Raw genomic sequence first — 12,837 nt, forward strand, 5'->3', positions numbered from 1 at the left:
GGTTGACGCTTACAGCGTCAGTTCTGCGCCTAACAAATAGAAAACACAAGTGTTTTCTGCTTGATTAGCCTTGTAAACTTTTGCATGTTTCTATTTCCGAGGCGAACAAGTCATGCACGCAGTGCAATGACGTGCAAGGAAGGCGGATGTAATCCGCCTTAATATTTTATAAGGGAAATTATTCGAGTTTTACACAACGAACAGAGAAACCATTAACTTTCAATTCTCTATGTTGTTTTTGAGGTGCGGAATCATAAATACTTATAAGACCATGATGTGCACGAATTGCAGAATCTTGTTCATATTCCTCGGGGCGAAACCAAGCTGTTTTTTCATTCAAATATTCAAATTTTCCATCAGGTTTTCGAAATCCTGCACCAACAAGGGAAAAACCTGTAGTATTGTAGCCACTAAAGCGGTATCCAGAACGAAGTCCTGCAACACCACGTTCTTCATTACCATCTGCATTTTCTATAATTTTATAATCATCCCAAGTCATCAAACGCCAACCTTCCGGGCAAATTCCTCGATGATTCTCTTGTATTAAATCGGCACAACTTTCAGTATTGCAACGACTCGGCAGTTGCATCATCTCCGCCCACTGGTAAAGTCCGCCAAATTCATCACATTTTGTAGTATCATTATTATAGCAATAGCGTTCTATTTCGCCATCATCATTCTGATCATTTTCGCCAAGAACCATCTTACCAATATTCAAATTTTCTGCCATGACGGTAACAGTATCCTCAGTCCAAATGGCTTTACCATTAGCACCCATTTCTTTAAAGACACGCCCTGGAATAGTGATGTAATAATAGCTTCGCCCATTACGAGGATCAACAAAAGTCTTATAACGATTTTCACCGATTTCCCAATCTGCAGCATGCGTCTTGGAATGGTCAAACGGAACATATTCGCTGCTGGAGGATTCCACTTTTTTACTTGAGCTCGATACAGGAGCAACAGAAGACGACGAAACAATCTTTGCAGACGATGAGGAAGTAATCTTTTGACTAGAACTTGATGGATCCCCTTCGCTACGCTTCGAGGATGACGACTTCACGTCATTGCGAAAAGTCGAAGACGACGAGGCAATCTTTTGGCTAGAACTGCTACTTGAAGCGGGAATGACAGAAGACGATGAGGCTTTATTCGAAGAAGACGACACATCATCGTCATTCGCGGAAATACCGCTGTCGCCGCCACAAGCGACAAAGGCTATAGCCAGGAAAATAGCAAGCAAAGATTGCTTCGCTACGCTCGCAATGACGTCATTCATTCCAAACTTTCTCATTCGCACTCCTTTTGTATGGATAAAATAGAAAAATATATTGAATAAATTTTTGTAATAGAGAAAAGCTATAGACTAGGAAACCACAAAGGCGATTCCAGCATAAAGCCAGAATGACAACGCAAAGACAAGACTTCACTGGATCCCCTCCGCGTTGCTCCGAGGATGACAAGATCGAGAATGACTGAATCCATGGATGACGCGTCCGCGCCACATTCTACCGCCTACTGTCTACTTATACTCTCGCTTCGCTCAAGTATCAAATGCTAGCCTCGGTCATGCCCATGCAAGCATGGTCGCGACACTCGACTTACGCATTTGTCCTACTGCCAACAGCCTTCTGCCAGCATATCCCAAATCACTAACCACTAGTCACCAACCACTATTTACTACATTTGGCGCATGCCTTTCTACTCCGACGAAATCATCCAAGAACTCAAGAACCAGGCGGATATCGCGCTGGTCATTCAGCAGTTCTTGCCGCTCAAAAAAAGCGGTGTTAATCGATACGTCGGCGTTTGCCCTTTTCACGATGACCACTCGCCTTCCATGACCGTAAATTCTACACTCGGCATTTACAAGTGTTTTGCGTGCGGTGCTGGTGGTGATGTTTTCAAGTTCATCCAGGAACATGAAAAATTGGACTTCAAGGGCGCTGTAGAATGGGTCGCCAACTTCGTCGGTTTTGCACTCCCGAACATCGGCAACAATGTCAATACCGAAGTTCTTGAAGAACGCACGATGGTCCGCAAGCTTAACGAGCTTGCCTGCGCCTGGTTCGAAGAGCAGCTCACATTAAGCCCCAAGGCTTTGGAGTATTTGAACAAGCGACACGTTTCGCCCGAAACTCGCAAGCAATTCCACATCGGCTACGCCCCGACGGGGCGCGAAGGATTTATCGGTTATGCCGCACGCAACGGTTTTTCGCCTCGCGACTGCGTCAAGGCCGGACTTGCCGTCGAAAAAGAGAACGGCGGTATCGCAGACAAGTTCCGCGATCGCTTGATGATAGCCATCCAAAACCTCTCGGGAGTCGTTGTCGCGTTTGGCGGTCGAGACTTGAGCGACCCCGCATCGCACAACGGAATAAAGCTTGCCAAGTACATGAACAGCCCGGAAACGGCGCTTTACAGCAAGCGAGACATTCTCTTCGGGTTGAATCACAGCCGAAACGCCATCATGAAGGAAAATGCGGTCATTATCGTCGAAGGATATTTTGACCTCATCAGCCTTTACCAAAGCGGCGTGCAAAATGTCGTAGCCGCCTCGGGTACGGCGTTGACCGAGAATCACGCAAGCATCCTCGCCCGCTATGCGAAAACGGCTTACCTTGTTTTTGACGGAGACGCCGCCGGGCAAAACGCCACGCGCCGCAGTCTCGAAATTGTGCTGCCCAAAGGCCTTTCGCCAAAAGTTTTTGCGCTTTCGCGACCGGACGGCACCAAGATTGACCCGGACAACTTCGTAAACGAACAAGGCCCGGACGCCTTCAGAAGAGCGCTCCGCACCGCCGAAGACTGGCTCAGCTATCTTGGGCGCACCATGCCGAACAACAGTCCCGAAGACCGAGCCGCATTCATCACGCAGGCGAAAACGCTCATCAAGAGTATCGAGAATCCGGAACTCCGCAATCAATATTTGAAACTTGTTTCGGAGCGTTACAGCACAACGCGCTCGCTCGCGGGCATCAAGGTGGCACACCCAAAACGCGAAAAAGCGCCCACTGCCGAACAGCCCGCAGCACCACAAGTAAACGTTCCGTGGGAACTCTTGTCACCGATTGAAGTGCGCTTTGCAAATTTGCTTTATCGCAACCCCACCCTTCTCGACCGCGCCGCAGAATATTTCGACATGGACTTTGCCGCCAGCGGAATCCAAATTTTCGATTCTCCGCTGATTGATGAATTTATCCAGTCCATTCTCGCGCAGTACGCTGAAACGGGCGCGTTCTCGCCAAGAGTCTTGTACGAATCGCTTTCGCCGCAGTTGCAGCTTTTCTTGGAACAGCTCCCCGACGAAACATGGAAAACGCCGAACGAGATTCTGGAATTTTACGACACGCTTGCCGTGCTCACCCTTAATCTGTGTGACCGCTACAAAAAACTCATTCCGCTGGATTCCGAAGCGGGCATGCGTCTCCGTATGCAGTTGAACAAGTTCACGCAGGGCATCCAAACGATTTCCAAGAAGCGCAAGCTTTCCGCCATTACGCCGGACGTTTTCGCCGAGCAGATTATCCAGAGCAAAACACCGCTCATCGAGCTTTACACTGAAATTAACGAGCTTGCGATGAACGGAGGGAACACCGCGCAGTTCAACAATGCACAGTTCTCGCCGCAGGCTCCCACGCAATTTGCAGCACCAACCCCGGCACAACCAAGTTCGCCGCAGTACGCAGCCCCTCAAGCCGCGACCGCACCGACTGCCGTGCAATTTGCAGCACCCGCCGTGCAGCCCACACAGTTCGCACAACCCGAAATGCCCCCGGAGATGGAAGCCCCGCCTCCATTCGATGGCGACGAGCAATTTGCATCCAGCGAACCGCCCGAAGAAGCTCCGTACGATCCGAACGAAGAACCCTATGTCCCTGATGACGAACCCTACGTCCCCGACGACGACTTCGGAGCCATGGACGATTTCGGCTAAGCCCACAAGATTTTAAAATTAAAGAGGAAATATGTTATCCATTAAGAACCTTAAAGCAAGTATTGAAGACGGCACCCAAATCCTGAAAGGGATCAATCTTGAGGTCAAGCCGGGAGAAGTCCACGCCATCATGGGCCCGAACGGCTCCGGCAAAAGTACGCTCTCCAAAGTGATTGCAGGCCACCCCGCCTACCATGTCGATGGCGGTTCCATAGAACTCGACGGCAAGAACTTGCTCGAAATGGAAATCAACGAACGCGCCAATTCTGGCCTCTTTATCAGCACGCAGTACCCGACCGAAATTCCGGGCGTGAACAACGTGGAATTCTTGAAGATGGCGCTCAACAGCAAGCGCGCCTTCCTCGGCCAGCCCGAAATGAGCGACGAAGACTTCAAGAAGCTCTGCGAAGAAAAGATGAACTTGCTCGAAATGGACGAACGCTATCGTGAACGCGGCGTGAACGACGGCATGAGCGGTGGCGAAAAGAAGCGCAACGAAATCCTCCAGATGGCTATTCTCGACCCGAAGGTGAGCTTCCTCGACGAAACAGACTCCGGTCTCGACATTGACGCCCTCCGCATCGTGGCAAACGGCATCAATCACATCATGTCGCCCGAAAAGGCTGTGATTCTTGTGACGCATTACCAGCGCTTGCTGGACTACATCAAGCCCACTTACGTTCACGTGCTCCGTCACGGCAAAATCATCTTGAGCGGCGGCCCGGAACTCGCCCTCAAGCTCGAAGATCAAGGCTACGACTGGATTGAAGAAGCCAAGTAAAGTCGAGGACGCATAATGAACGCTGAATTTATACAGAACTTGCCCACCGCGGAACAGGCGATAGCACGCCTCCGCGAACTCGGCATGCCCAAGCGCAATAACGAACTTTGGTCGTTCTTCCCGGTCGCCAAAATCCCGACTCCGGAATTTATGGGCACGAATTTTGCGGCATCCCCCGCAGCATCCCCAGCATCCCCGGCTGAAAATGCCGCGACCGCCACGGCCTCCCAAGAAACCGACTTCGCCGCCCTCCTCCCGATTGCAAACCAAGCCCGCCCCATGATTCGCGAAATCGTGCCCGGCGCAGCCGAAATGGCAATGCTCAAGTGCAACAACGACTTTGGGCACACCGTCCTTGACATCGGCAAAGGCGCCAAGGTGAGCCTCGAAATTCTCGACAACAAGGTCACGCACGACATCGCTGCCGAGCGTTTTGACATCAACGTCGGAGAAAATGCTGACGTCGAAATTTTCTTTGCAAACCCGGCTTGCGATTTGCCGCTCCGCTTTAGGCACTTCAACATCAACCAGGCCGCAGGCGCCAACGTCCGCTTTTCGAGCATCTGCAAGGATACCGCAATTGGCCGCGTAAGCGTCGAATGCCACCTCAAAGGCGAAGGCGCTAACTTTGACTACCGCAGCCTCCATGTTCTTGATGGCGAAGCCTCGCAGCACAGCCGCCTCACAATTTACCACGAAGCCCCGCGCACTACAAGCACCCAGCTTGCCCGCAACCTGCTTTCTGGTTCTGCACGCGTAAGCTACGACGGAAGCGTCATCGTCGGTTACGACTGCACAGGCGTCAATTCGAGCCAGCTCGTGAACACGATCCTCTTGAGCGAAGATGCTAGCGTCTCCGTGAAGCCCGTCCTCAAGATTTATCATGACGATGTAGAATGCACCCACGGCAACACAGTCGGCGAACTCGATGCAGAACAGATGTTCTACCTCGTGAGCCGCGGCATCCCGAAAAAGGCCGCCCAGGAAATGCTCATGCGCTCGTTTGCACAAGAAACATTCCTACCGCTCCCGGACAGCCCCGCGAAAAAGCGGTTGATGAGCAGTCTTTAGACGACAAATGCGTAAGGCGAATGAAGCAGGATTGCTTGCAAGCCTATTTTTGAGCCTAGCATTTGGTACTTGTACAAAGAACGCTCGCAAACTCGCTACAGACGAGAGACGAAAGGGCCTGTAAGATACAGGCACAACTAAACAATAAAAAAGGCGGCTTCGGTCGCCATTTTCTTTTTTAATATTTCCCCATCTAAAAACGTAAATTATTTGTAGTAAAATGATATGTTTTAGACAAAATTCTATATTAGAGCAAAACTTTAAAACAGGAGCCCATATGCATCCTACTAAAATAGGTATAGCTCTCGTCTTTTCCTTGAGCTTTATCCTTACTTCATGCTGGCCAACCGATTCCGGTTCGAACAATTGTAGTTTTGCCGAAACAGACAACGAATGGGTTTATACAACGTCCAGTCATTACGAAGACGGTACCTCTGAATCCGATGTCAAAGTCACTGTAACGGATACTGGAGCCATAGCTCATTATAAATCAAAGAGAAGCGGCAGTATGAGTTTTGAAATGAGATGCTATAATTCTTACCCAGGATCGCAGAATACACTACCAGATGAAGAACATCCCCAAACAGAGACTTGGCAAAATTTCGTAACTACATATTATTGCAAGAATGGTATTTACTATGGAGAATCTGATGAATTCATCAATTTCAAAGATGAAAATAGCCAATACAAGTCTCGCAAGCAATTATTCGATAAACACATGGAATCTTGCAAAGCAGCTGGCAAATATTACGGCGCCGGTCCATTTTTCTAAAAAAATCTGCATGCAAATGGTACAACAATAAAAAAATCCGTCGGAAGCCCGGCGGATTGTCAAAAGATTTTTACACAAAAAGATAAAAACTAGAAAAAACCACATAGGATTAGCAGCGTCGTGCCACTAAAGGCAACGATGAAATTCACCACAAAATCATCGAAAGCGGTTCGTTCCGGCTTATCTTCCGGAACATAAAAGTTTTTCATTCCACCACCCATTCTTTTCTCGTTTCTTGTAGAACTAAATCTACATTGTAAAGTTAATATAATACAATAAGCTATCAAAGGTTTTTTTAAATTTTATTTACATTACAAAAAGCAAAAGTAATGCTCCTCACATTAATGAGGAGCATTTTTAGGACGCAAATCACACGACAACGCGATTTATTCAGACGCGCGCATTAACAACAATTATTTCTTAACGTCTTCAATCTTCTTGATGGGTTCATCCATCATGCGTTCAGCGATAACTTCCGGCGTTTCTTCAGCGATTGCAGCGTTCGATTCTTCCGGCATCCACGGCTTGTCAAGGTTCTTTTCCCAAGAGACCGTCGGAGCTTGCACATCTTCGTGCGAGGTATCCACAATCGGGAGGCCCAAAAGTTCACGGGCGCGGTTCAAAGCCGCATCGATGTTACCGAGAGCATTTTCTTCGCCGAGCTGCTTGAGCACGCCGGCACGCGTCAAAGCCACCACCGGCTGGGCATGAACGCCGCTAAGGAGCAACTGAGTGCCTTCGCGGTTGCAACGATTAAGCAAGTCTTCGATCATATTGATACCAGCGGCATCAATGCTCGAAACACTACGCATGCGCAAAATCAAAATCTTTGGCTTTTCCGAAATGCGGTTCATCGTTTCCTTGAACTTGTCTACAGCGCCAAAGAAGAGCGAACCGGCAAGTTCGTAAACAACAACGCCCTTCGGTACCTGGCGCGAAAGCTCGTTGTGAGCGGCTTCTTCGTCATCTTCCTTCAAAGCAGAAGTCACCGATTCCACTTCGGCCACATCGCTCATGCGCTTGATGAAAAGCACTGCGGCAAGGAGCACGCCCACTTCGATAGCAACCGTAAGGTCGATAATCACCGTGAGGAAGAATGCGACAAGCATCACCGTCACATCGCTCTTCGGAGCCTTGAACATCTTGATCACACTGCGGTAACCGCACATATTGAAAGCGACCTGGAAAAGCACAGCGGCAAGGGCTGCCATCGGGATCATTTCGGCATACTTGCCAAGCACGAGCATAATAAGCAAGAGAACGACTGCATGAACAAGACCAGAAATCGGGCTCACAGCGCCGTTACGAATGTTCGTTGCTGTACGAGCGATAGCGCCCGTAGCCGGAATACCGCCAAAAATCGGGCTCAAAATGTTAGCGACACCCTGGCCAAAAAGTTCCGTGTTGGAGCGGTGCTTTGTACTCGTCATACCATCAGCCACCACAGCAGAGAGGAGCGATTCGATAGCGCCAAGCATGGCAATCGTGAGTGCCGGCTGGAACACCTTCTGCATCATTTCAAGGCTAATGTTCGGGAGGTGCGGAACCGGGAAACCGCTCGGGATGTGATTCTTCATGCCAATGGTCACCACCCCGTGACCATTCACCGGATCGTCCCAACCCAAAACCTTTACCATAACCGTTGCGACAATAATTGCAATAAGGGAACCTGGAACTTTTGTAGTAATCTTCGGCCAAAGGATGCAAACAGCAAGAGCGATTACACCCACGATTACAGAGTAAATATTCATCGAGCCGAACGAAGAAACATAAAGCTTGATTTTGCCCACGGCATCAGCCGGGTCAGCGCCCGCAAACGTAAGGCCAAAAAAGTTCGGCACCTGGCCAAGGGCAATAATAATAGCGATACCCGCCGTAAAACCAATCGTCACCGGATACGGAATGAACTTGATAATCGCACCGAATTTAGCAAGACCGAAAATGACGAGGAAAATACCGGCTAAGAGAGTTGCCGAAGCAAGGCCATCGTATCCATACTGGCTCACAATGCCGTAAACAATCACGATAAAGGCGCCCGTCGGGCCACCAATCTGGAAGCGGGAACCGCCCAAAAGCGAAATGATAAAGCCCGCGATAATGGCGGTGTAAAGACCTTGTTCCGGACCAACGCCAGATGCAATAGCAAACGCAATCGCCAAGGGGAGCGCCAAAATGCCAACAATCAAGCCAGACATTAAATCGCTAGTGAAGTCCTTGCGGGTGTAACCACGCTTGAAAGAACGGACGATTTCTGGGGTAATTGTCGAAACGACGCCATCCAGATATTGTTTAACAGATTCTTTGGCGCGAATATCTGACATTTAAGGTCTCCCTATTAAATTCGAGACCCAAATTTAGGAATTTACTTCAATTTCGTTAAGGGGAGTAAGATTTATTTATAAAATATTGTTTACTATAGAGTAGACAGTAAACAGTGGTTAGTAAGCAGGGCGGCTTCGCCGCGATTATAAATCCTAGCCACTAACCACTAATCACTAATCACTAACCACTAGCCACTAACCACTAGCCACTAACCACTAACCACTATAAAAGTCCTTTCTTCGCAGAGCGCATCAAGTTCTTGACTTGCTTCTTGTCCATCGCAGGAACGTTCGTGTCTTCGAAACGCTTGGAGCGCGGAGCGCAATCTTCGCAGAGGTGCTTTACTACCGTCCCAAAACTAGCGGCTCCGTCAGACATAGACATTTCACGGGAGCGATAAGTGCGAAGCAACGCTTCTTTATGGCATTTGTCACAAATTCCCATCTTGGGTGCAGCAGGCTCACGAACAGAATTACGTTTTTGCTTGTCCTTTTCGGAATCAATGGAGAAAGCACGGCTCATTGCCGCATTTTTACTAGCAAAACGATTGTCAAAAAGACCCATAATTACATCTCCTTTAAATCTTCTACAAGTTTTTCTTGCAAATACAGCGCCAAAAGCATGCAACAAAGCGATGTTGCTTCGCCATTTTCCATGAACAAACTGCGTCCGAACTTACCACGCGCCATCTGTTTTTCCTTGAACTCCTCGGCATATTTTGCAAAATCGAGCAAAACGATGCGATTTTCGTTCATTTTGATGATTTCTCGGATGGACGTATTTAAAAATTCGACTTCATTGACCGCAATTGGGAACATTTCGCTTGGAATCGTGAGCAAAAACAGGCGCGATTGCGTCTTGTTTACCAGTTCATTCACCAAAAGCAGCAAAATATTGGCGACAGAAGCACCGTCGGCGCCGCCCTGGTTCAATTCACGGAGCCCAAGCCCTACAATAATGCGGCCTGCATTTTTTCCGATAACATCCGAAGAAAGGCGCGCCTTGAGTTGCGATAGCGATACCGCGATAGGCACATTCAAGGAAAACTGTATTGGGCGACTCGGTTCCCAGCAAAGCACAGCCTCTACAAAACGGTTCGCCGCTTCGCCCTTGGGGCCGAACAATTCATCGCCAATAACTAATACTCTATTTTCCACATAAACAATCTATACTTTAGATTCCGTTTTGACCACTGAGATTTCCCAATAATTGTCTTTTTTTTCGCGAAAAAGCACTTTATGACCATCGGCAATGAGCGATCCGGGCACATTTTCAATAGGAGAACCTTCATCGAGCAGGATTTTTAGCGTCCGACCTGCCGGATATCCCGACATAACAATTCGCGAGCGGGCGGCATTGAGGGGGCATTTTACCCCGCGAAGGTCCAAAACAGACGGAATTTCGCCTTGGAGAGCAGGCGGTAAAGGCAAAATTTTCACCTTTTCACAAAAATCGGCGATTTCGTCCATGTACTTTTCGGGATTTTCGGACCATTCCCCCACCGGAAACTCAGGGAGCGCACAGCAAACGATCTTCGAAATGGCCTCTTCGGGGGTCAAAAGCGCAGAAGTCCCGCGACGGATCCATTCCACGCAAGCATACATCAACAATTTACGTAAAGATTCTGTAAAACCTTCGGTTCCACGGTTCGCTTCCATCCAGCGAACAACCGGTGATAGTAAATTTTTGTTTCGTATACCTTCGTTTTTTTCCATAAAAAGCCAATGTAAAATAGGGTTTTCAATCCAATGTAAAATAATACTTCGGGAAGCAAAAATTGGGCCAAATTTCCTTTAAAATGTAGCAAAGTTCACATCGCGTTTCTATATTTGGCCCCAAGCATCAATAAATGCAAAGGTATACAGTAGAATGAGTACAATACTACTATACGCAATGTTTGTCGTCTACGTTATCGCAGGCGTGGGACTGGTGATTTACGGGTTTAGCTGCTACTACAGCATCTATCTGTTCCTCAAGAACAGCCGCAAGACGCGTCTTTCAGACCGCAAGGCCATCTTGAAGTATTACCGCGAACACTCCATGGCCGACCTGCCACAGGTTACGACACAACTCCCGGTTTTTAACGAAGCCAACTGCGTTGAACGACTCCTCGAAGCCGTCTGCGCCATTGACTACCCCAAAGACAAGCACGAAATCCAAGTCTTGGATGACTCCACGGACGAATGCTACGAAGTCACCAAGAAGAAAGTTGCTGAACTCGCGGCCCGTGGTTACGACATCAAGCTCATCCACCGCACAAACCGCAAGGACTTCAAGGCAGGCGCCCTCAAGGAAGGCATGGCAGTTGCAAAGGGTGAATTCCTCGCCATCTTCGATGCCGACTTCGTTCCTGAAAAAGACTTCCTCCTGAAGACGGTTCCCTACCTCGTCATGGACAAGGAAATCGGTCTCGTCCAAGGACGCTGGGGCCACTTGAACCGCACCGAATCCGGTCTTACTCTCGCCCAGTCCATCGGTATTGACGGTCACTTTGTGATTGAACAGTCCGCACGTAGCTGGGGCAAGCTCTTTATGAACTTCAACGGTACCGCAGGCGTATGGCGTAAGGAAGCCATTTACGGCGGTGGCGGCTGGGAAGGCGATACGCTCACCGAAGACATGGACCTTTCTTACCGTTCTCAGCTCGCTGGTTGGAAGATGAAGTTCGTGTTCGACGTGATTGTTCCGGCTGAAATTCCGAACGACATTAACGCATTCAAGGCACAGCAGTTCCGCTGGGCAAAGGGCTCCATTCAGACGGCCATCAAGATTTTGCCGAAGGTGCTCCGTTCCAAGGTTCCGTTCCGCGTAAAGTTGGCCGCCATCCTCCACACGACGCACTACTCGATCCACCCCTGCATGTTGTTCACCGCCCTTTGCGCTTGGCCGCTGCTCGCCTTCTTTGAACCGGTCGGCCATCTCCCCACTTGGGCCTACACTGTCGGTTTCGCTTTCATCTTTGCAGCAGCTATCGCTCCTTCCGTTCTTTACTTTGTCGCCCAGCGTTGCTCCGGCTATACAGGTTGGAAGATCCGCTTGCTTTCGCTCCCCATCTTGATGGCACTTGGCGTAGGCATTGCAGTCAGCAACTCCCGCGCTGTGTTCGCCGCTGTTCTTGGCACCAAGGGTAGCTTTGTCCGCACCCCGAAGAGCGGTGGCTCAAAGAAAAAGGCCAAGAGCCACTACGCACAGAAATTCCCGTGGATGGCGCTCCTTGAACTTATCGTTGGCATCTACTGCATTTTCGGTTTGCTCGAATACATCAACGCCAGCAAGTACATCATCGGACCGTTCCTTGCCCTTTATGCAATCGGCTTCCTCTCGGTGAGCGTGCTTAGCTTTATGCATTACATCAGCAACATTTTCGAAGTTCGCAGAGCACTCAAGCGCTCCGAATGCGTCGAAGAACAAGCAACGAACTAGACTATAGTTTACTACAACATGCGACGAGAAGCCGCAGATTGTAAGACTAGAAGCTAAAGCAATTCAAGAGGTCCCGCAAAAAGCGGGACTTTTTTGTTGGTTGAGAAAGCCGCGGACGCAAGGCTAGATGTCGCGCCAATCGCCGTCATGCCGAGTTCGAAGAACAAGGCATCCAGTTATTTCTAGAAACGCGTGAGAATATCATCGCGGGATGCGCGGGAATTGCGAAGCGTTTGAAAGTTGCGAAATTCTTGATATGATCGAGATTCGCGCGAGGCTGTATCGCATGGCGGGAGGCCGCGAACAAAGCGGGTGCGGCAGCGCAAGTCATCAATGCACTCAGTTGCAAAACGAACGTAGTTGTCCAAAGCAACTGCCGTTCCGTGATGAAACATTGAATAGACGTTCAACGAGACGGTCGTAAGGATTACGGCAACAGTCATAGCAACAAGCATTTCCAAGAGCGTAAAGCCTTTTCGAAATTTTTTAATTGACAGAAATATCTTCATCGCAAATAAGAATTCCTCCAGC

General features: G+C 49.0%; 12 protein-coding genes. 5 read left to right on the forward strand and 7 right to left on the reverse strand.

What is annotated here, in order from left to right; genetic code table 11:
• Nucleotides 1–178: 178 nt before the first annotated feature.
• The gene (locus HUF13_RS03360; protein WP_173473805.1) at nucleotides 179–1,294 is read right to left on the reverse strand and encodes a fibrobacter succinogenes major paralogous domain-containing protein; all 1,116 of its coding nucleotides are present in this window, start codon (nucleotides 1,292–1,294) and stop codon (nucleotides 179–181) included.
• 399 nt (nucleotides 1,295–1,693) lie between these two features.
• Between HUF13_RS03360 and dnaG the strand changes: the two genes are divergently transcribed.
• The 4 genes from dnaG to HUF13_RS03380 all read left to right on the forward strand — a co-directional run bounded on the left by dnaG (nucleotide 1,694) and on the right by HUF13_RS03380 (nucleotide 6,561).
• Complete coding sequence (gene dnaG / locus HUF13_RS03365) at nucleotides 1,694–3,937, forward strand: DNA primase (RefSeq protein WP_173473806.1); 2,244 nt, start codon at nucleotides 1,694–1,696, stop codon at nucleotides 3,935–3,937.
• A 31-nt stretch (nucleotides 3,938–3,968) separates the two neighbouring features.
• Entirely contained in the window at nucleotides 3,969–4,718 is a 750-nt protein-coding gene (gene sufC / locus HUF13_RS03370; RefSeq protein ID WP_173473807.1) for a Fe-S cluster assembly ATPase SufC, read from the forward strand.
• 15 nt (nucleotides 4,719–4,733) lie between these two features.
• The gene (locus HUF13_RS03375; protein WP_173473808.1) at nucleotides 4,734–5,789 is read left to right on the forward strand and encodes a SufD family Fe-S cluster assembly protein; all 1,056 of its coding nucleotides are present in this window, start codon (nucleotides 4,734–4,736) and stop codon (nucleotides 5,787–5,789) included.
• Between the two features lie 277 nt (nucleotides 5,790–6,066).
• A complete protein-coding gene (locus tag HUF13_RS03380; RefSeq protein ID WP_173473809.1) occupies nucleotides 6,067–6,561 on the forward strand; it encodes a hypothetical protein in 495 nt (164 codons plus the stop codon).
• Between the two features lie 89 nt (nucleotides 6,562–6,650).
• Here the strand turns inward: HUF13_RS03380 and HUF13_RS17235 are convergent, their stop codons facing one another.
• From HUF13_RS17235 to HUF13_RS03400, 5 genes are all read right to left on the reverse strand, one after another.
• Nucleotides 6,651–6,782, reverse strand: a complete 132-nt coding sequence (locus HUF13_RS17235) for a hypothetical protein (RefSeq protein WP_304038767.1) — start codon at nucleotides 6,780–6,782, stop codon at nucleotides 6,651–6,653.
• Nucleotides 6,783–6,974: 192 nt separating this feature from the next.
• Nucleotides 6,975–8,882 (reverse strand): SulP family inorganic anion transporter, encoded by a 1,908-nt coding sequence (locus HUF13_RS03385; protein WP_173473810.1) that lies wholly within the window; start codon nucleotides 8,880–8,882, stop codon nucleotides 6,975–6,977.
• 223 nt (nucleotides 8,883–9,105) lie between these two features.
• Nucleotides 9,106–9,447 carry a hypothetical protein gene (locus HUF13_RS03390; protein ID WP_173389056.1) on the reverse strand — a complete coding sequence of 114 codons (342 nt, stop codon included), beginning with the start codon at nucleotides 9,445–9,447 and terminating at the stop codon, nucleotides 9,106–9,108.
• Nucleotides 9,448–9,449: 2 nt separating this feature from the next.
• On the reverse strand, nucleotides 9,450–10,040 hold the full coding sequence (locus tag HUF13_RS03395) for a hypothetical protein (RefSeq protein ID WP_173473811.1): 591 nt from the start codon (nucleotides 10,038–10,040) through the stop codon (nucleotides 9,450–9,452).
• 9 nt (nucleotides 10,041–10,049) lie between these two features.
• Nucleotides 10,050–10,598, reverse strand: coding sequence for a sulfurtransferase TusA family protein (locus HUF13_RS03400; RefSeq protein ID WP_173473812.1), 549 nt, complete (start codon nucleotides 10,596–10,598; stop codon nucleotides 10,050–10,052).
• A gap of 154 nt (nucleotides 10,599–10,752) precedes the next feature.
• On the opposite strand from HUF13_RS03400, the gene HUF13_RS03405 reads away from it, so the two are divergent.
• The gene (locus HUF13_RS03405) at nucleotides 10,753–12,306 is read left to right on the forward strand and encodes a glycosyltransferase (RefSeq protein ID WP_173473813.1); all 1,554 of its coding nucleotides are present in this window, start codon (nucleotides 10,753–10,755) and stop codon (nucleotides 12,304–12,306) included.
• A gap of 182 nt (nucleotides 12,307–12,488) precedes the next feature.
• Here the strand turns inward: HUF13_RS03405 and HUF13_RS03410 are convergent, their stop codons facing one another.
• A complete protein-coding gene (locus HUF13_RS03410) occupies nucleotides 12,489–12,815 on the reverse strand; it encodes a prepilin-type N-terminal cleavage/methylation domain-containing protein (protein WP_173473814.1) in 327 nt (108 codons plus the stop codon).
• Nucleotides 12,816–12,837 lie beyond the last annotated feature (22 nt).

Source organism: Fibrobacter succinogenes (genome assembly GCF_902779965.1).
Taxonomy (GTDB): Bacteria; Fibrobacterota; Fibrobacteria; order Fibrobacterales; family Fibrobacteraceae; genus Fibrobacter; species Fibrobacter succinogenes_F.

Coding starts and splice junctions, on each gene's coding strand:
- HUF13_RS03360 (WP_173473805.1), bottom strand. CDS start 1,294: ATGAGAAAGTTTGGAATGAATGACGTCATTGCGAGCGTAGCGAAGCAA.
- dnaG (WP_173473806.1), top strand. CDS start 1,694: ATGCCTTTCTACTCCGACGAAATCATCCAAGAACTCAAGAACCAGGCG.
- sufC (WP_173473807.1), top strand. CDS start 3,969: ATGTTATCCATTAAGAACCTTAAAGCAAGTATTGAAGACGGCACCCAA.
- HUF13_RS03375 (WP_173473808.1), top strand. CDS start 4,734: ATGAACGCTGAATTTATACAGAACTTGCCCACCGCGGAACAGGCGATA.
- HUF13_RS03380 (WP_173473809.1), top strand. CDS start 6,067: ATGCATCCTACTAAAATAGGTATAGCTCTCGTCTTTTCCTTGAGCTTT.
- HUF13_RS17235 (WP_304038767.1), bottom strand. CDS start 6,782: ATGGGTGGTGGAATGAAAAACTTTTATGTTCCGGAAGATAAGCCGGAA.
- HUF13_RS03385 (WP_173473810.1), bottom strand. CDS start 8,882: ATGTCAGATATTCGCGCCAAAGAATCTGTTAAACAATATCTGGATGGC.
- HUF13_RS03390 (WP_173389056.1), bottom strand. CDS start 9,447: ATGGGTCTTTTTGACAATCGTTTTGCTAGTAAAAATGCGGCAATGAGC.
- HUF13_RS03400 (WP_173473812.1), bottom strand. CDS start 10,598: ATGGAAAAAAACGAAGGTATACGAAACAAAAATTTACTATCACCGGTT.
- HUF13_RS03405 (WP_173473813.1), top strand. CDS start 10,753: ATGAGTACAATACTACTATACGCAATGTTTGTCGTCTACGTTATCGCA.
- HUF13_RS03410 (WP_173473814.1), bottom strand. CDS start 12,815: ATGAAGATATTTCTGTCAATTAAAAAATTTCGAAAAGGCTTTACGCTC.